This window comes from Streptomyces palmae, from assembly GCF_004684805.1.
Lineage (GTDB): Bacteria > Actinomycetota > Actinomycetes > Streptomycetales > Streptomycetaceae > Streptomyces > Streptomyces palmae.
Genome location: NZ_SRID01000708.1, coordinates 1 through 1,142 on the forward strand (window position 1 = coordinate 1; position 1,142 = coordinate 1,142).

Genomic DNA, 1,142 nt, shown 5'->3' on the forward strand with positions numbered 1-1,142 from the left:
ACCCCACCCCCGAGGAACTGGCCGCTCTCACGGCCCTGCTCCACCAGCGTCTGACCGCCACCCGCACCCACCGGACCCGCCGACCACCCGCCGCGGCCCGCTGGCACCGGCAGCAACCCGCCCCCGTCCAGCCCCGCGCCTGGCACAGCGGCCACTTCCAGCGCGCCGCCTGACCCCTCACCCGAGAAAGGGCCCCAAGATGACCACACCCCACGACGAGGCCGGCTTCGAGACCCTCCACCACCAACTACGACTCCTCAACGACCGCCTCGAGCTGACCCAACTGTGCGACCGCTACATCCTCCACCTCGACAAGGACCGCGCCCACGACTCCTGGCTGGAGACGATCTTCACCGAAGACGCCCACCTGACCTTCCCCTTCGGCGAGTTCATGGGCATCGAAGGACTCGCCGCGTTCCAGCGGATGGCCCGCACCAACTTCGCCCGCACCCACCACATCAGCGCCAACCACACCGTCGACCTCGACGGCGACCACGCCCGCGTACACGCCCACCTCATGGCCCACCACGTACCCCGAGCCGACGAACCCGCCGGCCACTTCGACATCGGCGGCCACTTCGAAGCCCGCGCACGCCGCACCCCCAACGGCTGGCGCATCCACCGCTTCGTCTTCGACCTCGTATGGCAGTCGGGCCAACCACCCCTGGCCAACACCGACCACTGAACCACGCGTGTGAGGTGACGCAACGCCCCGATACCCGGGACGCGACGCGTCACCCCGCACCCACCCACCAGCCGACCCCCACTCGTACACTCGAACCCCCCAAGACGACTGCGGAAGGGTGAGTGAGTGCCCACTACAGCCCCGGTCCGCCCCACACGCACCCGAATCCTGGACGCCACCGTCCACCTGCTGACCACCACCGGCCTCCCAGGAACCACCACCAAAGCCATCGCGGCCACCGCCCACTGCTCCGAGGCCACCCTCTACAAGCACTTCACCGACAAGACCGACCTCCTCGCCTGCCTCCTCACCGAACGCCTCCCCAGCACCACCCACCTCCTACCGGATGCCACGGACCAGGACGCGGAATCCTGCTGCGCCCACCTGGCCACCCAACTTCTCGACTTCTACGAACAGTCGATGCCTCTGCTGGGCCCCCTCCTGGCGGACCCCACCC

3 protein-coding genes are annotated in these 1,142 nt (G+C 69.1%); all 3 read left to right on the forward strand.

Features of this window, described 5'->3' with window-relative positions:
* Window positions 1-173: acyl-CoA carboxylase epsilon subunit (locus E4099_RS35305; RefSeq protein ID WP_167828567.1), on the forward strand; the 173-nt coding region annotated here is incomplete at its 5' end.
* Between the two features lie 26 nt (window positions 174-199).
* Entirely contained in the window at window positions 200-685 is a 486-nt protein-coding gene (locus E4099_RS32220; protein ID WP_135342618.1) for a nuclear transport factor 2 family protein, read from the forward strand.
* A gap of 126 nt (window positions 686-811) precedes the next feature.
* Window positions 812-1,142 (forward strand): TetR/AcrR family transcriptional regulator (locus E4099_RS32225; RefSeq protein WP_135342619.1); only part of this gene is annotated, 331 nt, incomplete at its 3' end.